This window comes from Streptomyces sp. NPDC056144 (genome assembly GCF_042264145.1).
In the GTDB taxonomy this organism is placed as follows: Bacteria; Actinomycetota; Actinomycetes; order Streptomycetales; family Streptomycetaceae; genus Streptomyces.
Window position 1 is genome coordinate 17,188 of sequence record NZ_JBHJVF010000002.1, and the last position, 21,729, is coordinate 38,916.

The following is a 21,729-nucleotide window of genomic DNA, read 5'->3' on the forward strand; positions in this document are numbered from 1 at the left end:
CCGCGTAGGTCTCCGGTGCGGACGTGAAAGGGTCCACCCCTGTGCGTACGGGGATGGACCCTTCACGTTCAGTCGGTGAACTCGGGTCCATCCCCGCGTGCGCGGGGAACAGAGGCCCGGCAGTCGCCGAGGTGCCCGAGGGTCCATCCTCGCGTAGGCGGGAAGCAGGGACAGTTCCAGCCTCGACCATGAGCGTCCAGGGGGCCATCCCCGCATGCGCGGGGAGTGGTCCACGGGTGACCTCGGTGCCGTGCCCCGGAAGGGTCCATACCCGCGTGCGCGGGGAGCAGGAAGATCCCTGTGCGCCGCCGGACGTCGCCATGGGTCCATCCCCGCGCGTACGGGGAGCAGCCGACGGGGATCGTCTTGACGTGGCCGGGCGCGGGTCCATCCCCGCGTGTACGGGGAGTAGTGCCGCCGATGGCGGTGGAGACACCGGACGGAGCTTCCGCCAACTTGAAGTCGCAGGACAAAGGGCTGGTGTGACCGATCCCCGGGGTACTCGTGCTGGTCTTGGGCGGGAGCCCACGGAGAAGATCATCCGTCAGCGATTGATTTCGAGGTTCGTCAGGACGAGCAGAGCGCGCAGGAGGTGGGTGGCGCGGGCGGGGTCGGTGCGGAGCTTGGTGAGGATCCGCCAGTTCTTGAGGTGGGCGAAGCCGTGCTCAACCGGTGCCCGTCCGACGGCGAGGACACGGTTGGCCTCCTTCTCGCATCGAGTGAGCTTGTGGGTACGAGTGGCGATGTAGCCGGTGACGACTACGGGGTCGAGGATGTCGTTGTCCAGGCCGCGGAAGCCGAGGTCGGCCAACGCTCCGAGACCGGCGGCGCGCAGGTGGGTCAGGATGTGGTCGTGGCGGGCGGCGGTGTTGTCGTGGGTGCGGCCGGGCCGGGCGGCGGATATACAGATCAGGCGCCCGTTCTCGTCGGTCAGGGCGAGGAAGTGCAGGCCATGGCTGCGGTGCTTGCCGGAGTAGTTCCGCCGGTCGGCCTTGCCGGTGCGGCGTCTGGTGCGAATGAGGGTGCCGTCGATCAGGACCACCTCCCCACCCTGCCTGGCGACCTTCTTCAGGGCGCGGTCCAGGCGCGGCGCCTGGGCGGCGAGCAGCCCGATCAGCTCGTCGCGCCAGCGGCGGACGGTGGACTCGGACACATTGTTTCCGCCAGCCATGTCGGCCAGGCGCTGGTCGTGACGCAGCACGGCCAGGACGATCACCGCGATCTTCCCAGGCGGCAGGATGCGCCACCTGGAGCGAATCGCCTTCAGGTGGCGCCGTAGCAGATCGGCGAGGTGGTTGACGGTGCTCGTGGACAGCGGCAGACGGCACTGGTAGACAAGCGGGCAGGTGCACTCGGTGCGCTCTTCGGTATTCGTCACACAATTCCAACGGCCGCCGGGGGCACCCCGGTTACGCCCGTGCCGAGCCGCTCCGAGTGGCGGTGTTGCTGGTCACAGGCGAGTGGTGAACCGGCCGTCGGGCAGTTTCCGCAGCCAGCCGCGATCGACGAGCCTCACCAGCTTGCTGTGTAGCGGTTCCAGCTTCGCCTTCACGCTGATGTCCACCCCCACCACCTCGCCGACCTCACGGGCCATGACCGGTCCGGCGGCCTGCCGCACGGCGGCGATGATGCGCTGGTAGTCCCACGGCAGCGCGTCCTCCTCCACTCCCGGCTCGCGGTGCGGGATCAGCATCACCGCCCGTCCGGCCACTTGCCCCGGCATCGGTCGGGCTGACGAACGTTCCTCGGCGAGCTGCCCGGTCATCCGTTCAAGGACGCGTTCGGCGACGGCGAGTTCGTCCCGCTCGGCCCGCACTTCCGCCAGCTGTTTGACCAGCTGCTCTTCGAGTTCGTCCAGTTCCGCGCGCCGCGCGGTGATCCGTTCCAGCAGCTCGGGATCCAGCATGCACCGGATCGTAGAAGGCTGCCGGACTACGGCGAGCAAGAACCGGACAGTTCAGCTACCTACTTCTGCTGACGACCGCTTGTTCAGGGCTCGATCGCTACGAATGTCGGTTCTGGTCGGGCCGACCATACGCCAGACGCTGAGCTTCGGCCGTGACCTCGGCATCGAGCTGGGCCAACGTCCTGTTTTCGTACTCGACGATGTCGTACTCGTCATCAAGCTCAGCAAGACGCTCGGCCAGGGGTAGCTGGTGGCCGAACCGCTGGTGGATGCGCATAGCAAGCTCTCGCGGCGTCAGCCGGCCCGCCAGCATCTGGTGCGCGAGCGCCCGCACGACAGCGTCCTGCCCGGCCTCGCTGTCGCGCGGGTAGAACACAAGGTCCAGCTCGTCGAGTACGACGGGAAGCAGGTCGGGAACGTCGTACTCCGCCTCGGCACGTGTGTATCCGGCCAGAATGCGCAGTGCCGGGCTGTCTAGTCCGGCAACGAGTGCCGCGCAGGCAGCCTCGACGACATCGTGAGCATGGGCCTCGCCGATACTCCAGAGAACAGCGAGGTCTTGCAGGTCATCGGTTGCGGCTTCGATCGGCGACACCTACGCATGATCCCCTGCACAAGATGATCCCGTCGACTGCCTTTCGACTCAGGCGCCGACCGCGCTGACGGACGATCTACTACTCAGACAGTCGCCCGTGACCAGCACGAGCGCCCCGAGAACCGGTCACACCAGCCCTTTGACCTGCGACTTCAAGTTGGCGGAAGCTCACGGAAGTCCATCCCCGCGTACGCGGTAAGCAGCGCGGCGACAGGCGCGCGCTGCCCTACATCGAGGGTCCATCCCCGCATACTCGAGGAGCTGCGACCTGACCGCGAAGCGGGGACCATCTCCGCCGTGTACGGGGAGCAACCGAAGAGGGCGTCTTCGCTGGCGACGATCTGGGGTCCATCCCCGTGTGTACGGGGAGCAGCACGGCGCCGAGATTCGCGTCCTGAACGGCCCTGGCCCATCCCTGCGCGTACGGGGAGCAGGTCGCGGCCGCGGCTCTGCCCCACCCCGGCCGCCGGGAGTCCGTCCCCGCACATGCGGGGAGCAGTAGAGCTCGCCGGCGGCCTTGCCGCTGAGAGCCAGGGGGCCATCCCCGTGCGTACGGAGAGCAGAGGGAAGCCAGCCGCAGACTCGGCCGCGCAGCGGGGTCTCGCGATTGCAGGGCTCATCCCCGCACAGGCGGGCGCAGGACTACAACAGCGACAAGGCTACGGATCGTTCGGGGCCATCCCCGCACGCGCGGGGAACAGTTGACGTCGCCCTGCCCGACCGTAACCTTGCCGGGTCCATCCCCGCACGCGCGGGGAACAGCCAGTGGTCTCTGTATCGAAGCCCATGATCGGGGGTCCATCCCCGCACGCGCGGGGAACAGCCAGTGGTCTCTGTATCGAAGCCCATGATCGGGGGGCCATCCCCGCACGCGCGGGGAGCAGAGCACCTTGATGACCGGCTTGTTGTAGGCGGCAGGTCCATCCCCGCACACGCGAGGAGCAGGCCTTCGAACTCGAACCGGTCGAGAACGATGGGGGTCCATCCCCGCACGGGCAGGGAGCAGTTGGCACCGTACCGTCATCCGACCTGGCCGTAGGGTCCATCCCTGCGGGCGCAGGGAGCAGCCAGAGCGGCTTATCGACCCGGACGCAATCCGGGGTCCATCCCCACACGCGCGGGGAGCAAGGTCAGAGTTGGCTCGCGAATACGCGAGCGCCGGGTCCATCCCCGCGTACGCGGGGAGCAGTCGTCGCCGAGCTGCCAGGACCCGAACCGCGCGGGACCATCCCCGCAGGCGCAGGGAGCAGGTTCGCTCACTGACATGCTGATCGAACGTGCCGGGCCATCCCCGCGTACGCGGGAAGCAGCAGGTCCAGTACTGGGTGTCGTCCGCGTTGTCGGGGCCATCCCCGCACGCGCGGGGAGCAGCACAGGCGGGTGGCGAGGACCGGGATGGTCCAGGGTCCATCCCCGCGTGCGCAGGGAGCAGGGCGAGACACTCGCCGCCCGGTGGGCCCTTCTGGGTCCATCCCCGCACACGCGGGGAGCAGCAGGTCGACACGGTCTCGAAGCTGGCGGCGTCGGGTCTATCCCCACAGGTACGGGGAGCAGCGAGGCCTCCGGTCGCGGCGGTTGAGACGTCAGGGGCCATCCCCGTGCGTACGGGGAGCAGTCCTTGGCACGGGCCTTGGATGTCGGCTTCCCGGGGCCATCCCCGTGCGTACGGGGAGCAGTCTTCCTGACCTGCAGTTCTACCCCAGCCTCGGCCCCGCCTGAACCACTTTCACCGAAACAGACAAACCACCCAACCCAAGCGAGCACAGCCACCTCACTCACGCGGGGAATCCATCCCCCACGCGCGGGGAGCAGCACGACCCCGAGTTGGCTCTCCCCGGGTACGCGGGTCCATCCCCGCGTACCCGGGAAGCAGACCGCCCACGGCGGGGCGTCCTCGGCACAGGGTCCATCCCCGCGTACGCGGGAAGCAGTTCGCCCCTACCGACGAAATGAGCGAGACGCTGGGTCCATCCCCGCGCGTACAGGGAGCAGGCAGTGCCACGCCGACAAAGGGCCGCACCCGCCGTCCCGTGAACCGTCATACAGCCCAGCCCACCCGACCCCGATCGGCCCTCGCAGAGGAACAGCGAAAGCCGTGACAGCCGCAACCAGACCTGCTAGCCACCCCACAACAGCCGCTTAGTCACCCCATGCCAGCGACCACGACCCGCCCCACACCCTCCACCAGGACATCCACACCACGAACCCGCTGACGCCCACCCACTGCCGCCCCACCACCCACTCACAGGGGCACACTCGGGGCATGAACCATCCCATCGAGTCCCCCGACGCCCTTCTGCACGCCACCGTCGCGGCGATCGCCCACCGGACGGAAGAGGACCCGAGGCCGGCCGGGGCGCTGCAGTCGGTGCTCGAACTCATCGACAACGACGAGGCAGAGCTCGCCCTAGACCACCTCGCGCGGAGCCTGGAGTACCACCGGATCCCAGTGCTGCGGGAGGAGCACGACCGCCTGGTCACTGAGGCAGCCCGACTGGACTCCGAGGACGTGCTCTCGGAGACGGGTCTCGAACGGTTCGTCATCGACTGAACCAGCACGAGCCGCCACCCCTCGACACCTCTCATTCGGCAGGTACGGGCGGTCGGTGGTGCCTGGGGAACCGTGACGGGTCCATCCCCGTGTGTACGCGGGAAGCAGGGCCAGAAGCACCACGTGCACCTCTCCCAGGCGGGTCCATCCCCACTTGCGCGGGGAGCAGCAGATGCCCGGGGTCCGGTCGCTCCGGTCGCTGCCCCTCCCCCGCACGGGCGGGGAGCAGTCCGTCAGCCTCTCGCGCGAGGCCAGGGCCGCGGGTCCATCGAGCAGTCGTACGCGGGGAGTTTGGTGCCCAGGGAGAGGGGTCCATCCCCGTGCCTACAGGGAGCAGACAGTGCCGCACCATCAAGGGCCGCACCCTCCCGTGAACCGTCACACAGCCAAGCCCACCCGACCCCGACCGGCCCTCACACAGGAACAGCGAAAGCCATGACAGCCGCAACCAGACCTGCTAGACACCCCACAACAGCCACTTAGTCACCCCATGACAGCGACCACAACCCCACCCTCGCACCCTCCACCAGGACATCCAGACCACGAGCCCGCTGACGCCTACCCATTGCCACCCCACCACCCACTCACAGGCGGCCAGGAGAGGTTCGGTGAGACGGCCCACCGTCGGTGTAGAGCCGCTCGTGCGAGGCGTGTGCGCGGTTCTGAGCGCAGCAAGGCGGCGATCGTCTCGGTTTGTGGGGGGCAAGAGATTGAATGGGCGCGCACATTGCGGTGTGGGTAGCGGGTACGGGTCGGGCGTTGGTGCTGGTGCCGACCTTGGATGTGCTGGTGTAGACGACGTCGATGCGGGAGTAGCTGCCCAGCTGTGTGGTCACACAGCTGGGCTTCGCGTTCCCTCGTGGTTCAGCTCTCTGCCTCGTCGTCACCGTCGGCGGTGTCGACGGTTCGGCGGTATTCGGGGTGGTTCTTGTCCATCTGGATCCCGAGATGGACCGGTGCGGGGTACTGGGTGCGGTGTTCCCAGTGGAGGGCGTGGTCACAGAGGCGGGCGGCGGTGAGCCCGTAGGTGAGCAGGGGCTGGTTGGCCGGGTGGTGCAGCACGGTGATCTCCGTTGCCGTGTGGCTGTACCAGGTTTCGGCTTGTTCCTTGGGGTCGGTGCTGCCCCACCGGGTGTAGGACTCGCCGGCGCGGGCATAGCGCGCGCCTCCGGTGAACTGGTGGGGGAGGTTGCACAGGATGAACGTCTGGTCGGCCGCTTCCAGCTGGAACAGGCCGGTGGAGAGTTTGCCCTCCTCGGTGACGGGCTCGTCGTGCTCCGAGATGTGGCGGAGCCGTTCAATAAGGGCCGGTCGGGCGACATCCTGGCTGCCGGAGGTGACCCGGACGACCGCTCGTGGGCGTTGATCGGGTGGGAGTGTGAAGCCAGGCAGTGCTGGCCGCTTGTTGATCTGACCGGCGGCGTCGGGTGTCTGGCCCAGGTTCTTGTTGGCGAGCAGGGGCCAGATGCTGCGGGCTTCGCTTCCGGAGACGTAGAGGACGTATCCCTGTGCTGGGCCGGCGTGTCCGCCCAGTTCGTAGAGTGCGCGGTCGATGTGGCGGGGTAGGAGGTCGTCGCGGCGTCGGCCTTCGGGTAGTGGCCGGGCACGGAAGTGGTGGTTGGCGGTGGCGTAGTCGAGCCAGGCGCCGGGACCTGTGTGTTCGGCGGGGAGGTAAGCGAGGGTCCGCCAGTGCGGGCCGTGGGGGACGAGGGCGACCAGGGTCCACATCAGTTTCGGCTCGTCGGTGGCGATGCGCCGTTCGCCGCGCTGTTGGCGCAGGTGGAGTCCGACGTGGACGAGTGGTTCTTTGAGGCCGTGGGGGCCGGAGCTGAGGGCTTTGGTCAGTCGCGGGTGGACGAGGCCGGCCACGCGGGATAGGTCGGCTACGGCCATGTGGCCGCGGTGGTGTCCTTGGAGTTCGAGGCCCAGGAGCTCGAGATCCGTGGTGAGCTCGCGGGCCTTCTTGCGCGGGTTGCGGCGTCCGGGCTTGTAGAGGGTGAGGAATTGCGCGAGGACGCGGTGGCGGGCGAGTTCGCGGTTGACTCGGTGCTTGGCGTCCAGGGTGTCGGGGTCGATGACGGTGGAGTCGGTCTTCTTCGAGGCGCGACGCTGGCGTGCCCAGGCTTTGGGGTCGTACTCGGTTTCGCATAGGGCGAGCAGGCGGGTGTCCTTGGGGGCGTCGAGACCGCGGAGTTGCTTAACGAGGGCGGGGCGCTGGTCGTGGTGCTTGCCGTGGGCCAGGAGCTCTGGTGCCGGCTGGAACAGGACCTCGACGTGATCGTTGAGGGGGACGGGCTTGTTCTCGCCGATGCCGGTGGCGGCGAGGTCGGGGCGGTTGAAGTGGTAGGCCAGCAGCATCTGCATGCGCGTGCGCATGGCCTGGCTGATGTAGAGGGCGAGGATGCGCAGTTTCCGGCATCCGGAGGCAGCGATGATCTGTGGCAGGTTCTCGTCGTCCCACAGGATCGTGTCGCGGCCTTCGACGGTGGTACGCCCGTGGTTGAAGGGGCGGCGGCCGGCGACCTGTACGCACGTGAGCAGGGGCTGGTCGAGGATGGTGCTGACGTGCCGGGCGAGTTCCCGTTGGCTGTGCATGCCCGCGCCTCTGCCGACGGGATAGCTCGTGGCGAAGGGGACGAGGGCGCGGAGTTTGCCAGGCGGGCCGCTCAGGTCGAGGGCGCTGGGTGCGAGGAACTCGTCGTCTTTGTCACGAGGGAAGACGTGTTCTCCGTGCAGACGGATCCAGGCGTCCAGAGCCAGACGGGTGGTGTGGTTGAGGTGGGTGTGGTTGCCGTATCCGCCGAGCTCGAGGTTGAGGAGGGGGCCCTGAGAGTCACGGGGCTCGAACCAGGCCGTGCGGGCGTTGCGCAGGGTGTTGCTCAGCCGGGAGACGGAGGGGGTCACGACGGCCACGGGGTGGGGCAGGCCGGGGTGGGACTTCATCATGACGTCGAGACGGAGGGTGGCGTATCTGGCGGCCATCTTCCAGGTGCGGTCTTCCTCGTCGTTGTCGGCGATGTCGTCGAGGGTTTCACCGCGGGCGGCGAGCCAGGTGTTGCTCCACAGCAGTTCGCGGTCCCACACCTGGAGGCAGTTGGCGAGATCGCGGCGGAAGGTGACGGTCTTGCCGTCGATCGTCCACGTCTGAGCGGAGAGCTTCTCGGCGATGGTCCAGCCGGCGGCCGTCCACACCCAGCCGGGGGCGTCGATGCAGGCTGCGGTGCGGGTGATCTGGTCCCACAAGCGGACTTCTTCGGGGGTGGTGCCGGCGATGAGGTCGGCGGTCTGGCTGGGGTGCTGGAAGGTGAAGCTGTCGGCAGGGGTCTGCAGCAGTGCCTGTTCCCAGAGGGTGATGGCGGCGTGCAGGTCGTCGCGGTTGATGGGCTGGGTGGTGGCGAGGAACTTCGGCGGGTGGGCCTTGGAGGCAGGGTAGAGCGTGGCACTGGTGTAGCCGATGGCGCGCAGTACGGTCAGCAGGCCGCTGTAGGGGAGGTTCGCTTTGGATCCGGTGATGCCGCGGTATTCCTCTCGCAGCTTCTTCCAGGCGGTGTCGATCTTCGCCTGGGGCAGGCGGTACAGCAGTACCGATCCCAGGAGTTTTTCATCGGTGTGGCAGGCCAGCAGGGATAGCTGGGTCTGGTCCGTGGTCATCAGATGCCTTCGTGATCAAGGTCTTCGCTGCGGGGCAGGGGGACGTGGGTGAGCGGCGGGATGTCGGGTGCGTGGGCGAAGTCGAGCCAGGCGGTCAGGGTGGAGCCGTAGACGCGGCGGAGGCTGGCCTGTTCGTCTTCGGTGAGGCCGTCGTAGTAGGAGCGGACCAGCGAGGGGAAGTCGGAGCCCAGGCGGGTGTCGAGGAGGGAGTTGTCGACGAGGTAGAGCTGGACGGGGGTGCCTCCGCGGCGGGCACGGCCGGCAAGCTGGATGAGGTCGACCAGGATTCCGGCGAGGATTTCCGTCTTCAGGTAGCGCGGGAGCCGGCTGAAGCGGGGGTCGCTGCGCAGCAGGGTGTGCAGGTGTCTTCGGGCTGCCCGGCTCTGGATGGCGAGCATGCGGGCGGGGTCGGGGCCTGGGCACGCCGCGCTGATGGCGGTTGCGTTGATGCTGGCGTACATCGCCTCGGGCGAGTGCAGGTCGGCGACGGGGCGTAGGCCGACCCAGACCGAGGCCAGCGCGGAACGTTCGGTGCCAGGGACGAGGATGTTCAGTCCGCGGGCGACCAGCGACAGGGGCGCGCAGATGACTTTGACGTGGGGGTGGGTGCGGGGCAGGTCTTCGAGCTGGTCGATGGTGATGGTCACGACGCCGGTGGGCAGGTGGATGCCGGGCGGAATTCCTGTTTTGGGGACGACAACGGCGATCCAGGAGGCTTGCACCGCGGCCGAGGCGATGCCGGAGGCGAGAAGGATGGCCTGTTTGTAGGAGTTGGAGACGACCATGGCTCTGGCCCGGTCGGGGTCATCGATCTCCAGCTGGCGGAGGTGCTCGGAGAGCCGGTTCTGCCACAGCCGCTCCCCGAGTTCCTTGATTTTCCCCGGTTTGTGGGCTTCGGCGATGCCTCCGATGGTGATGGGGTCCCATACGGTGTCCGAGGCGGAGACGTTGCCGGCCAGGGCGGTGACCGCGCCGGGGGCGGCGTCGGTCATGACGTAGGCGGGCTCGGTGTGTACGTGCTCGCAGGCCGCGCGCGGGAAGAAGGCAGTCGCGGACAGGGCGAGGACGCTGCGCTCGATGCCGGCGGTGGCGAGGGCCATGGTGCCGCCGAGCTGGACGGTTCCGGTGTGGGGGTCGCCGCCGAGGGACTGGACGAAGAGCTCGCCGCCGCCCCTGTTGTCCTTATTGATCTTGAATCCGAACAGCTGGTAGCCCAGGGGCCCGTACGGCAGGGCGCCGTTGTGTGTGAAGGAGCCGAGGGCTCGTGCCAGTTCACGGCCGACGGTCAGCTGGGAACCGAGTCCGGCGATCACTGATTTCAGGTAGGTCAGGCTCTGGTGGAGGCTGCCCAGCCAGGCGCGCACGAGCAGCGCGTTGGTGACGTCCGGGTGCCGCATCTTGGGGATCTTGAGGCGTTTGAGCGCTCGGGAGATTTCCGTTTTGAGGACGGGCAGTTCGTCCTCGCTGGTGTCGCGGCTGACGGCCCGGGCGAGGATGCCGGCCAGTTCCTGGAAGCGCGGGTGCGGGGCGGTGCCGTCGTCGGAGTCGGGGAAGATGGCGCGGAACGCCTTGTGAATGTCGGGGTCGAGGCGGACGTGTTCGTCGAGGCCGAGGAGATCCCTGATGAGGATGCGGTCCCAGATGCCTGGCACGTGCCAGCCGGAACCGGGACGTTCTTCCTCGTGCGTGTCCTGCTCGAGCCAGAGCTCGCCGTCCAGAACGTAGTTGAGGAACTGCTCCCCCAGTCCCCTGGCCTTGAACAGGGCGTTGACCACCCGGCGGTCGGCCGCCGCTGCCAGGCTCTGCCGCTGCTGGTCCACCTCGAGCAGCAGCGAGGTCTTGCCGATGCCACGCGTGGCCAGGGAGAAGGCGTGGGCACCCGTGGAGCACCAGCTGTTCTGCAGGTTGTCGACCTCGTCGACGATCAGGTGGCGGCAGTGACGGTGGAGGAACTCCATCACGGAAATCTGCCGAAGGAGATGCCGGCCGGTGTCGACCGGGACTTGGATGAGGCCGCGCAGCAGGTTGTGATGGTTGGTGACGATGATGTCTGCCTGGGCCGCCTCACGGAACAGCGCGTACTTCCCGCACACTCCCATCCGCGGGCAAGCATGTGGTCCTGCGGGTTCCTCGTGCCCGGCTCCGGCCACGGAATCAGTGACCTTGGTCAAGGCTCGGCACGGTTCGCGGCCGCGAGTGACTTTGGGGCCGTCCGTCACCCATGCGGACAGATCGCATCCGTAGGCGAGCCGGTCGTGGCGGTCCTCGCGGCTCTGTTCGGCGGCGCGCTGGGCCTGTTCGGTGAGGCGGGTCTCGGTGACCAGCGGCACACAGCGCAGCTTGTGGCGGGCGGTGGCCTGGGTGAGCTGGGCGGTGACCTGGAGGACGAGTTCGTCGTCCGCTGCGATCTTCTCGGCGCCTGTGAGGCTGTCGTGGATCGTGCTGACGACGATGGCGACGGGGCCCTGACCGCGGTCGGCCAGGAGCGGGGCAAGGTTGTTCATCAGCACGCTCTTGCCCACGCCCGTCGGCGCGTTGACGATCGTGAGCTTCCCGGCCGGCAGGTTCAGACGGGCGACGGGGGCGCCGGAAGCGTCGTGGAGCCGGTCGATGAAGGAGGCGAGCACGCCCGGCTTCCAGCCGTGGTGGCCGGGTCCGGCCGCGGCCTGGCGCCGGGCCAGGCGCAGGATCTTCTTGCGGGTGACGGTCGTCGTGGCCGTGTACGGGGCGGTCGTCACCCGCAGCGGCCGTGCACAGGCGTCTTCTTCGGTGTCGGGGATGGTCACCACCGAGGGCTCGGATCCCCCGAACTGCCATAGGCCGGGGCCGGCCACCGGCAACGGCAGGCGGGTGCCGTAGTAGTAGCCTTCGGCTTCGCGCACCAGCTCCCGTGCCAGTTCCAGCGGTTTTTGAGCGTGCGCGGCCAGCAGGTAGGTCGTCTGGCCGGGCGGCACGTCATCAGGGGGCCGGTACAGGCCGCCGTTCAAGTTCGCGCAGGTCCGTGCGAGCGCCTCGAACATGCCGCGTCCGGCCAGGTCGTCAGGGCGCACGTGCCAGTACCGGCCTGCCAGCTCCCTTACGCGCCGTGGGACCTGGGGCCAGTGCTCCCACAGGTCCACGCGGGCGGCCGCGAACACGTGAGCCTGGTCCAGCGGCACGACGGTCCGGCCGTCTGCGTTGCGGAAGCCGAAGTACTCCTCGGTCAGCGCCAGCGCCGCGGCGACGGACAGCTTGCGCAGTTCCCACTCCTCGGACCTCACCTTGGTACTCCGCACGCGGTCTTGACCTGCTTGACCAGGCGGCTGACCGTGGTCACCTTGACGCCCCTGTCGCGTACCTGGGAGGCGAGGAAGTGCCGCTCGCTGTGCTGGTGGTCGGGCAGGACGATGGTCAGCCCGCGCCTCAGCCCCGGGTGCTCTGCCAGGGCCTTCCCGAGCGCGACGACCGACTCCCACGCCTTGGCGTCCAGCCGCCAGTGCCGAGTGCGCTTCCCCGGCACCGAGACGGTGATGTGCAGGTCGTACTCGTCCGGCCGCTGCTCACCCGGCCACATCTCCACATCGACGAACTGCAGGTCGGCCAGCTCGTCGCGCAGCTGGAGTTCGAGGAGTACGGGAAGGGTGCCGTAGCGCCACACGGGCCGGCTCACCGCCAGGTGATCGGCGCTGGCCGGCAGCGGTGTCACCGGCACGGCCGCCTTGCCGGTCCCGGTCAGCTCTCCCGGGCCCTGCCCTGTGCCGGGCGTGCACCGGTAGTGCACACCCCGTGGCGCATGGGCCTCACAGCGCACATCGAACAGTGACCCGGACCGCAGGGTCCGCATCGGCCAACGGCAGACAGGGCACGGATACCACCAGCCGTCGACCTGGCACCACGGCCAGTCGGCCACGGACTCGAAGAAGTCGAACCGCATCCACAGTCGGTCCCACTGGCGGCTCAGTTCCCTTACCGGGCCAGCTGCGTGCTGGCCCAGCAGGACGCGGGCACGCCGGTAGTCCTCCGGCGCGAGGCGCCGCATGAGGTCGAACAGACGCTGTTCTTCCTGTTCAGCGTGTACCCGGGCCCACGGCCAGTACTGTTCGAGCGCCGCCTGCGGTACCAGGTGCTCCCTGCACAGGTCCTGCACCGCGTCGCGGGCCAGTCCCTGCGCGTCGAACAGCCGCAAGGTGTCGAACCGGTCGGGCCTGCCCGAGGCCGGGGGAAGAAGCGGTCCCAGCGGACCGCGCAGGCCCTGGCGGAAGTCCTTCATCCCGATCCGTGCCGCCCGCTGCGGATGGTGGGCCGCTCGAAGCACCGCGAGGCAGTCCATCAGGAGCCGGCTGCGGCGAGCGGGCGCAAGTACCGGATCGCTTTCGGCGACGGCCGCCATGCAGCACGCCGTCAAGGCCTGGTCACGCCGCTCCTCGTCCGCGGCAACTTCTCTGACAGCCACACCAGAACACATAGCAACGACCTATGCGGAGTGCCGCATATCGTGAATACATGGACAACGAGCCCACCCGGACAGGTCAACAGCCCACACAGACGCCCCCGCCGGCGGCCGACACCCGCCACCGATGGCAGTGGGCCATGGCTCCCTCCGATTCCTCGGCGCCGGCCGCTGTCAACGAATCCGCGAAAGCTGGCAAGTGGCTGTGGTTCCTGCCCTTGCGCGCCCTCGATGCGAGCTGGCACCTCATCAAGACAGCTGTGGAAGCCGGACAGCTCGGACCGGGAGCCAAGGTCGCCACGCTGGGCAGCGACTTCGACGGCGACCCCACACGCCGGCCCGTGATCATCTACACGGCTGACCACCGCGACGAACGGGATGTGCAGCGCGTTCTGCTCGCCCTGCGCGCCCTCGGCGTCCGTGACGCTCTGGCCTACAAGACCGACGAAGCCACCGAGCGCGGAGCATACGGAGACGGAACCAGCATCTACACCAGCCCCGCCGGAACCACCAAAGTCATCCGCCGTGACCGTCAGGCCCGCCCGGCCGCACAACGCCCGCGGGCACCGCACGTCTGACCGGCAGAAAGGACCAGATGAACGCCCATCCGGTCCACACGCCGCTCGCCGCCGAGACCAGCGGGCGCGGAGCCCGCCCGGCCGCTCCCGGCCGGCGGCGCCGACGGACCCGTGGCAGGCCACGACTCAGGGGCGATGTCCACTGCGCCGAGAATCGGCAAGCTTCGCACGTAGGCTGCGGGCTGCAGATCGGTTGATCTGCGGATTCGGGCTGGTGCATCTGGAGTTGAGGTTCGCCGCCCGGCGAAAGACGGAGAACACGGCGCACGATCTGCGGCAGGCGGCCACGGCCGGGTACGGACAGGACGCTGACAGGCGCGTGATGCCGAAATCCGCCAAAAAGCGCTCTCGCTTGAAGCCTACGCAGCCACCGACGCCTACTGGAAAGGAACAGCGCGCGCAGCACCAACGCGGGCACGTGTTCTCCGCCTGCTGCGGGTCATCTCGCCGCGCTGTGCGAAGCGGGCGAGGTGCGCTCCCGCTCGTTCGAAGGCGGCGATCCACTCCTCGTATCCGTCGAGGGGACCGCCGGTACGACACAGGATGCGCGGCTCGGTGGTCATCAGCGCCATCGCGGGCAGCAGCGCGAATTCACCCGGGCCCGTACCTGGTACCAGACCACCATCGAAGCCGGGCACAAGGACGCCCACTACAGTCTGGTACGGCTCCTCGAGGAGGAGGCCCACCAAGCCTCACGGGGAATGGACAGCGGCTGGTGAGCGCTGCCGCGCATGGTGGAACGTCCCGCTGACGGTGGGAAGCCGGAACGGCCGATGCCACGCCACCACAGTCTTCCCGGCGCACCGCTACGGTGAGTCGTGCAAGCCACTGACAGCACGACGCCACCGAGGAACGCATGAACGAGTCCGCAATGCCGGACCCCGACGAGCGAGGATCAAGCACGTACGCGACCGGCGGTGGCGGCATTTCGTTCGCGCACCGCGTCGCGACCGTCTATCTCGCCGGGATGCTGACCGGCACGCGGCGGCCCGAAGCCTCTCATCTGCCGGTCCGCAGGGTGTCGTTCCAGACCGGTCCCGCGCACCCCGTGGACGACCTGCTGATCGAGTGCGGAGACGCGGCGGCCACGATCACCGTGGCCGTGGCATGCCGGGCGACGCCGAGCTTCACCCGGGGCCACGAGGAGACGGTGAAGCTCGTCAAGTCCCTGCTCGCCGAGGTCGCGAGGTTCGACGCCGACACGCATCAGGTCGCCGTCGCGACCGCCGGCCGACGCGGTCAGTGGGACCAGCTCGCGACGGTCTGCGACATCGCGCGTGCTCATGCCGACCCCGAGTCGTTCCAGACGTCCATGGACGTCGACGGCCGCTGGTCGAAGCCGGTGCGGGAGCGCCACGAACACTTCCTGGCGATGATCGGGAAGGCCGTCGAAGGCGACATCACGCCGCAGGAGGTCCTGCGCTTGGCGTGGCGGCTGCTCGGCCGGCTGCACATCCTCGGATTCGTGGTCCAGAGCCCGGACGACAGTGACCGCGCGGTGGCCGCGACCTCGCTGGACGGCGTGGCCTCGATCGCGGCCGACGGCGTGAAGGTCCGGGACCGGCTGGAGGTCGAGGCGACCCGCTACGACGCGACGGGCGCCGTGGTGGACCTCAGGATCCTGCGCCGTGACCTTCACGCGGTCCTGGACTCTCCCGCGACCCGCACCCCGCACGCGTGGTCGGTGCTCACCGAACAACGCAAGCTGGCCGTCGCCGGCGTCCGGACCACCATCGGTGACGAGTCGTCCGGCAAGCCGGTCGAGATCTCGTTCGCCGACCGCCGCGAGCAGCTGGCCCAGGCCGTGCGCGAGGCGGGGACTCACGCTTCGGCCTTGTTGGTGTCCGGCGAGTCCGGAACCGGCAAGAGCGCGTTGACGCTGTCGGCCGTCGCGGAGTCGGAGGCCGCGGACCCCGCCGGTTTCCAGGCGGTGGTGCTGAACCTCCGAAGTCTTCCCCAATCGAGCGTGGAGCTGCGAGCCGCCCTCGGGATGTCGCTCGAGGACGTGCTCGGGGAGATGTCAGCACCCTCTCGGGTCCTGGTCGTCGACGCGGCCGATGCCGTTCTGGAGCGGTCCCCCGGTCTCCTGGGGGATCTGGTGCTCGCGGCGGCAGCGGCAGGTGTCGGGATCGTCGCCGTGACATCCGACGTGGCCCTGGGCTTCGTACGGGAGCAGGTGGAGCTCGGGTTCGCCGGATCCCTTTCGTCCTTCGTGATGCGGCCGTTGGACGACGGAGACATCTCGGTCGTCTCGGGGCGCTTTCCTCTCCTGCGCGCGGTCTTGCGGAACCTGCCCGTGAACTCGCTGCTGCGCAGGCCCGTGGTGCTGGACCTGCTGGCCCGTACCGGGGCAGAGCCGGAAGGTTCACTGGGCGAGTGGGAGTGTCTTGACCTGGTGTGGAGCAGGATCGTCCGGGGTGACGGGCGGCCCGGTGTCGGCTCGGCGGAGGCGCGCGAGCAGACACTGCTCGCGGTGGCCGCGGCCGCCATGGGGCTGCCCGAGGACCGCCGTCCCAGCGCGGGCATCGACGCCGCGGCTGTCGACGCGCTGCGCCGGGATCATCTGCTATCGCCGCCGAGCCGATACCAGAGCCGGCCGGACTTCGCGCATGACGAGGTCCGGCGGTATGCGACCGCCATCCTTCTCGTCCACAGCGGACGCCCGACCGAGCTGTTGGAGGCGGCGGGGGCGCCCCGGTGGGCACTGTCGGCCGCCACGCTCGCCTGTAAGGGACTGCTGAACGCGCCGGACGCACGACCGATTCGCCTGTTTGCCGAACTGTGCGCCCAACTGGGGACGTTCGCGGCGGCGCACGGACCTCGATGGTCGGACGTCCCAGTGGAAGCTGTGCTGGAAACCCCCTTCGCGTACGAAAGCCTCAAGGCCGCGTGCACGGACACGTCGGTCGGCCTGGTCCTCGGCGACGTGGTGCGCGTCGTTCAGCAGAGACACACGACCGGTGGAGTGGTCGACCGTGTCGTCACGGCTCCCGTCGTGCGGATTCTGCTCGACGACGAAAAGCCCTGGGAGGTGTCGGAAAGGTCGTTCGAGCTGCTCTCGGACTGGCTGCAAGCCTTGTCCCTGGCGGACGTTCCGGCCGGCGACGATTTTCGCATCCGTCTGCGAGGACGCCTCCTCTCTCACTGGAGATCCTTTCCTCCTCCCGCGACCGGTGAGAGCATCCCACCCAAGCGGGTGTCCCGACGCCGCCACCAAACCCTGGACTACCACCTGACGGAGGAACGGTTCGTCGAAACGCTGGCGCTGCTCGGCCAGGACATCGACGATGCCACCGAAGCATGTCTTCGGGCCATCGCGGACGACGCGCCCGCGTATCTGGCGCCGGCCGTGGACTCGCCGTTGAGCGCTCGCGCCGTGGCACAGAAGGACCCGGAGCTCCTGGCGACGTTGATGACGGCCTACTACATCGACGACGAGTCGAGCCGGGGCCGAGACAAGGGCGTCCGAAGGCATCAGGGACGGTGGAAGGGGTTCGGGCCGCCCTTCTCCCAGTACCACTTCGGTGGGTTCTGGCAGCTGTTTCAGACAGCATCCCTGCCCACCTCGGTGCGGGTCCTGAACAGCGTCCTGAACAGCGGTGCGCGTGCGCGCGTGGCCGGGAGAGACGAGGAAGCGGACCGCGGTACGACGCTGAACCTCGACGGCACCGCCCGCTTCTACCTCGGCGACGGTCAGGTCTGGAGCTGGTACCGGGCCGCCTCGGCCGGCCCGCACCCGGCGATGAGCGCGCTCCAGGCGATGGAACGTCTCGCCGACACCTTGCTGAGCCGGGGTGCGGCGCCCGGACGCATCGTGGAGATGCTTCTCGAAGGCTGTGAGAATCTGGCCGTTCCGGGGATGCTGTTCGGCCTGCTCGTACGCCACGTGGAACGCGTCGGAACCGAGCTCGACCCGTTTCTCGCCGAACCGATCGTCTGGCATCGCGAAGTGAGCCGCGTGACGGGTGAGTATGCGGGGCTGCGTGCACAGACCGAAGGGCTCGCGAACCTCGAGCGTCGCCAGTGGACACCGCGTGAGGTGGCCATGTGGCTGGTGATCCACGGAGGGCAGGACCGTGCCCGGGCGTTGAAGGATGTCGCCGACAAGCTCGTCGAGAACGGCGACCAGCTCGGCATCAGCCAGGACCTCACGAAGAACTGGGCCGCCAATCTGGACTCGGACCGGTATCGCGTCACACGGCACGGCGATCAGACGTACGTCGAAGTCGAGCCCCCGGACGAGGTGCGGGCCGCGCTGGAGACACGCGCGGCCTACCAGGAGACCGTAGGGGCCAGCATGCGGCTGCAGAATCGGTACTGGGAGTCGGCCAACCGTGGCGCCGGGTACGTGTCTCCTTCGACGGAGGAGATCGGCGCGGACCTCGCGGCAGGCCGTGACCTACTGGAGTCCGACGAAGACCCGGGGTCCCCGCGGTACGTCGATGCCGTTGCCCACGTGGTCCGGGCCGCGGTCGAGCAGGCCGCCGCCGGTGACTCGGAGGCTCTCGGCGACGAAGCGCGGTTCGCGACGGAATTCGTCATGGGCATCGCGTTGTCGTTCCAAGAGAACGAGACGCGGCGCGACGATGACCAATTCTTCGACCTCGCCGCCGACCGCCCCGTGGCCAAAGTCCTGCCGGCGTTTCTCACGCCGGCTCTGGTGGCGCCGTTGAGGTCGGCTGACCACACGATCGACGAGGTCACCGAGGCAGGCTTCGCGATGGCAGGCGACGCGCCCTTGGAAACCCGTCTGTACCTGGCTCGTGGCTGCGATGTCGTCTGGAGATCTCCGTGCCACGGCGATCCTTGCATCCACGGAACCGCGTTGAACTGGTTGCTCGAGACGGCCCGTGGCGCGGAGATCGGCCCCTGGGACCAGGACGCCCAGCGATGGCCCAGGATCCGGATCACCGACGATGTCGCCCGCCGCCTCCAGGAACTGTCTGGTGACCCCGTCGACATCGCGGTCCTCGACGCGGCAATCCGGGGACTCGGCGCGGCCGCGTCGACCGACCATTGCCGCACGGGCGACGCGGCCGCGCTCCTCGCCACGTTTCTCGACGTCCAGCGCAGCGCCATGGTCGCGCAGAGCAGTCACCGGCAGTTCGCGGACGACCGCGGAACGCACACTCTCGTCGCCGCACGGGCCCTCCTGCAAGGCTTCTCGAGGCACGGTGACCCCGGCCCGGTGCTTGAGCACCTCGACATCCTCCGCTCTCATGCGTATCTGATGTCGAACTTCCTCCACGGTCTTGCCGCGGCGGGCGCGGAAAACGCAGAACTGGCCGAAGCCGCCCGAGGCGTCTGGCCGCCGTTGCTACGTCATGCCCTCGGCTACGTGGATGACGGCCCGAGCCCCTACCGCGACCGTCCCTGGGGTGCCTGGGCCGCCGCCGCCCTGCTGCCGGAACCCCTCCAGTGGACGCAAGGCCTTGACAACGAAATCACCGGGGAACCCGTCGATTGGGTCCGCGCCGAGGACCTCATCGAGGCGATCGACGACTGGCTCCCGGCCGCTCGGGGCCAGGTGAGGCCCATCAACGCGCTCATCGGCATCCTGCGAAGACTCCCGAAGGAAGTGCAAGCCACCCGCGGCGTGCGCTGGGTCTCCGCCCTGTGCGTTCAAGAGGGGCTTGTCACAGTCAGGCTGTCAGGGCTTTCGGACGACTGGCTCACGGACATCCGTAGCACAGCCGAGGAACTCGGCGAGGCTGAGGAGTGGCAAATGCTCGTCGACGCCTTGGTGGTCGCCGGGAACGAGAGGCTGGCCCCGTACAGCAGGTGACGTCCCCGCACATGACGCCACAGCAGACTTGTCAAAATTCTTGACCGGATGTTCTGGTTTGGCCAGCTTCTCTCGCCGTGGGGAGAACCAAGAAGTTCGAGCCGGACATCGTACTGAAACACGCGCTGGAACTGTTCTGGCGCAAGGGGTACGAGCCGACCTCCCTGCAGGACTTGGTCGATCACCTGGGTATCTCCGGGGCAAGCCTCTACGCGACCTTCGGCAACAAGCACGAGCTCTGCCTCAAGGCCATGCAGCGGTACCGCGAGGACGACGAGCTGGTGCGCCGCTTGTCGCAGCCCGGCTCGGCCGTCGAGGCGATCCGGGCGCTGCTGAACGACCTGGTCGAGGTCAGTCTCGCCGATGCGGAGTTCGGTGCTGATCGCTCTGTCCGTCTTGAACTGCCCCCGCACGCCCGGTCACCCCGGGCGAGGCCAGCAAGTCCGCCGCCGAACCCGCGCCCTCCGTGCCGACGCCCCTCCCCCGCCCCTCCGGCATTCTCCAACAGCACCTCGAACCGGCACTCCGGTCGAACGGCTCCCCACGGAATCAACCTCCACTACGTCATCGGCGGACAGGGCGACCCCTTGTTCCTCCTCGGCAGGTGGCCCCAGACCTGGTGGAAGTTCCACAAGGTCATGCCGGCCCTCGCCCGGCTGGCTTTGTCGCCGAGAGTCAGGAGCGTTTGTTGGTCTCCGCCGAGAACGGTCCGTAGGCAGCAGGAAGCATGTTGCTGAGTTCCGGGAGCGCACCGGTCCTTGCTTCCGGCTGTCTCGTGTGCTGGCCGGCTCGGAGCAATGTGGCTATGGCGTGGGCCAGGTGCCGAGTGCCTGGGCCAGCCGGTCGCTCTGCTCGCGGGCGATTCCTTGGGCGAGGCGGATTCCGCACCGCGGGCTGCCGGGCTCGTCGCAGTGCAGGATGCCGGGAAATTGCTGCTGGGTTCCGGAGAGCGGGGAAGGGGAGGGCAGGGCCCATTCAGCCGGTTCCCACAAGGGATGGTCCCGCAGGAGAGCATCAGCCAGAACAGGCGACATGTCCTCGCCGATGCCCACCTGGACGAGAGCGTCGCTGATCAGCATGGCTCCGTCCGGAGGCAGATTGCTGTCACCGAGAGTCGGAAGCAGGAGCAGCAGGCGAACGTGCGGCGCATGGATCCCGGGAGCCTCGGGGTCGGGTGTGCCGGCGATGTGCGTGAGCTCCCGCCAGGACAGTCCAGGACCGGCCTGATGCCCGTCGACGGTGGCCAGGTAGCCGTGCCGATCCCACTCAGGGTGGGAGACGAAGTACTCGGTCCCCAGGTCATCGGTGAAGTTGCGACCCACGATGACCACGCTGTGCTTGTCGGCGAACGGAATGCGGAAGACCGGCCAGCGATCCTCGTCGGTCAGGGCCTCACACGCTGCGTCCGTGTCGGCCTCGTCAGCGCCGAACCACAGCGGATCTGGGTCGTTCTCCTCGGTCTGGCACATCCACAGCAGGTAGGCAGCCCAGAACCCAGGCAGGGCCAGCAGCTCCTCCGCAGCAACGAGGGGGTTGTTCTCATATCCATCGATCAGCACGCGCCCAGAGTGCCACCCAGCTCTGACAGGCCTGACGACCGCTACTTCCCGTGAAGGATGTTCTTACTTCTCGCCGATACCACGGAAGACAGTGATCACGAAGTGTTCCTGAGCAGCGTCAACAACCGTTCTCGGATATGACCTACATAGCCACCCGGCAGACGCCATCGGGGAGTGGGACCCCTCATAGAGGGCCATTCCCCCACCGTCCGGCACCTCTCGGCCCTTGCGTTCACGGGCTCGGCAAGCGGCTCCGGAGCGGCACCAGGGCTGGATGGGGGCGCCACCATCCTGAACGACGTGGACGTGGCCTGGAAGCGGAGTGGCCTTGCGCGGGTTGGTCATCCCAGCTCGGCATCACGGGTGGTGGACCGCGGGCGGTTTCGCGCCCATTTCTCAAGATCGGTGACCCTGTAGAGGAGTTCGGTGCCTCGCTTGTCGGCTGAGGCGGGAAAGCCCTCGTCGTTCGCCCGGGCCCAGCGCAGGGCCGCGAGGGACCCGACGGGCAACGTCTGCTGTGCCTCGCGCAGGCCGATGAGCACACTGCCGGATGATTGCTGCGCAGCGTCGGGGACGCATTCGTTCGGTGCCGGGCATTCGGTGGGTCCAGTCACAACTGGGCGCTTTCGCAGCATGCTCGCCTTCTCGTTCCTCACGCTCCCGGACATGGCCCAT

The 21,729-nt window shown here is 68.4% G+C and carries 12 protein-coding genes; 4 read left to right on the forward strand and 8 right to left on the reverse strand.

Annotated elements, in window-relative coordinates:
* Positions 1–544 precede the first annotated feature (544 nt).
* The 3 genes from ACFC0Z_RS06685 to ACFC0Z_RS06695 all read right to left on the reverse strand — a co-directional run bounded on the left by ACFC0Z_RS06685 (position 545) and on the right by ACFC0Z_RS06695 (position 2,501).
* The gene (locus ACFC0Z_RS06685) at positions 545–1,378 is read right to left on the reverse strand and encodes a transposase family protein (protein WP_376433530.1); all 834 of its coding nucleotides are present in this window, start codon (positions 1,376–1,378) and stop codon (positions 545–547) included.
* 72 nt (positions 1,379–1,450) lie between these two features.
* The gene (locus ACFC0Z_RS06690; RefSeq protein WP_376433532.1) at positions 1,451–1,906 is read right to left on the reverse strand and encodes a hypothetical protein; all 456 of its coding nucleotides are present in this window, start codon (positions 1,904–1,906) and stop codon (positions 1,451–1,453) included.
* Positions 1,907–2,003: 97 nt separating this feature from the next.
* A complete protein-coding gene (locus tag ACFC0Z_RS06695; protein ID WP_376433534.1) occupies positions 2,004–2,501 on the reverse strand; it encodes a hypothetical protein in 498 nt (165 codons plus the stop codon).
* 2,263 nt (positions 2,502–4,764) lie between these two features.
* On the opposite strand from ACFC0Z_RS06695, the gene ACFC0Z_RS06700 reads away from it, so the two are divergent.
* Entirely contained in the window at positions 4,765–5,052 is a 288-nt protein-coding gene (locus ACFC0Z_RS06700) for a hypothetical protein (RefSeq protein ID WP_376433536.1), read from the forward strand.
* A gap of 864 nt (positions 5,053–5,916) precedes the next feature.
* Here ACFC0Z_RS06700 and ACFC0Z_RS06705 read toward each other — a convergent pair.
* From ACFC0Z_RS06705 to ACFC0Z_RS06715, 3 genes are read right to left on the reverse strand one after another with little or no spacing between them, the layout of a single operon-like run.
* Complete coding sequence (locus ACFC0Z_RS06705; protein ID WP_376433538.1) at positions 5,917–8,703, reverse strand: RNaseH domain-containing protein; 2,787 nt, start codon at positions 8,701–8,703, stop codon at positions 5,917–5,919.
* The gene (locus ACFC0Z_RS06710; protein ID WP_376433540.1) at positions 8,703–11,963 is read right to left on the reverse strand and encodes a hypothetical protein; all 3,261 of its coding nucleotides are present in this window, start codon (positions 11,961–11,963) and stop codon (positions 8,703–8,705) included. The genes ACFC0Z_RS06705 and ACFC0Z_RS06710 overlap by 1 nt, the downstream gene beginning before the upstream one ends.
* Entirely contained in the window at positions 11,960–13,072 is a 1,113-nt protein-coding gene (locus ACFC0Z_RS06715; protein ID WP_376433542.1) for a hypothetical protein, read from the reverse strand. Before ACFC0Z_RS06715 ends, ACFC0Z_RS06710 begins: the two co-directional genes overlap by 4 nt.
* Positions 13,073–13,185: 113 nt before the next feature.
* On the opposite strand from ACFC0Z_RS06715, the gene ACFC0Z_RS06720 reads away from it, so the two are divergent.
* The 3 genes from ACFC0Z_RS06720 to ACFC0Z_RS06730 all read left to right on the forward strand — a co-directional run bounded on the left by ACFC0Z_RS06720 (position 13,186) and on the right by ACFC0Z_RS06730 (position 20,232).
* Complete coding sequence (locus tag ACFC0Z_RS06720; protein WP_376433544.1) at positions 13,186–13,710, forward strand: putative phosphothreonine lyase domain-containg protein; 525 nt, start codon at positions 13,186–13,188, stop codon at positions 13,708–13,710.
* 856 nt (positions 13,711–14,566) lie between these two features.
* A complete protein-coding gene (locus ACFC0Z_RS06725) occupies positions 14,567–19,495 on the forward strand; it encodes a hypothetical protein (RefSeq protein ID WP_376433546.1) in 4,929 nt (1,642 codons plus the stop codon).
* Positions 19,496–19,572: 77 nt separating this feature from the next.
* Complete coding sequence (locus tag ACFC0Z_RS06730; RefSeq protein WP_376433548.1) at positions 19,573–20,232, forward strand: TetR/AcrR family transcriptional regulator; 660 nt, start codon at positions 19,573–19,575, stop codon at positions 20,230–20,232.
* 66 nt (positions 20,233–20,298) lie between these two features.
* On the opposite strand, the gene ACFC0Z_RS06735 is transcribed toward ACFC0Z_RS06730, so the two are convergent.
* Complete coding sequence (locus tag ACFC0Z_RS06735; RefSeq protein ID WP_376433550.1) at positions 20,299–21,054, reverse strand: hypothetical protein; 756 nt, start codon at positions 21,052–21,054, stop codon at positions 20,299–20,301.
* Positions 21,055–21,395: 341 nt separating this feature from the next.
* Positions 21,396–21,689 (reverse strand): hypothetical protein, encoded by a 294-nt coding sequence (locus ACFC0Z_RS06740; RefSeq protein WP_376433552.1) that lies wholly within the window; start codon positions 21,687–21,689, stop codon positions 21,396–21,398.
* Positions 21,690–21,729: the final 40 nt, after the last annotated feature.